Origin of the sequence: Streptomyces sp. SID13726 (assembly GCF_010548375.1) — a bacterium.
GTDB lineage: Bacteria > Actinomycetota > Actinomycetes > Streptomycetales > Streptomycetaceae > Streptomyces.
Genome location: NZ_JAAGLY010000581.1, coordinates 1 through 419, shown reverse-complemented (window position 1 = coordinate 419; position 419 = coordinate 1). Strand labels below are relative to the sequence as shown.

1 protein-coding gene is annotated in these 419 nt (G+C 75.7%); it reads left to right on the top strand.

Translation table 11 applies throughout. From position 1 onward, the window contains the following. Window positions 1-419, top strand: a 419-nt coding sequence (locus G3I78_RS49230; RefSeq protein WP_164437183.1) for a hypothetical protein, incomplete at both ends; no start/stop codon positions are given.

The window sequence follows — 419 nt, the reverse complement described above, 5'->3', positions numbered from 1 at the left end:
CCGGCCCTCGGTCCGGCGTTCATGGAGCTCTGGGCGCAGGACGTCACCTCGCGGCCGGACGTGGAGCCCTGGGACCGGGTACGGGACGTGCTGACCGCCGTACGCCAGCACGAGATCCTCCGCGAGGAGCTGCCGTTCCTCGCCGAGCTGCACCGCAAGGGCTTCCGGGGCGGCAACAAGCCCCCCGACCCCCCGCTGAACCCGCCCGCCCTGACCACACCGGCCGAGTTCGAAGCCGCGCTGGGCTCCTTCGGCGGTATCGGCGAGGAGGAGGTCGGGCAGCTGCTCCGGGCGCGGGATCCCCGCCGGGCGGCCCTGCGGACCGGGCTCCTCGCCTGGCCTGCGCTCCAGCCCACCGGGAAGGCCCGGGCCCGCGTGGTCCAGGGCGTCCTCGGGGGTGACGGTCACCAGGTGGTCGC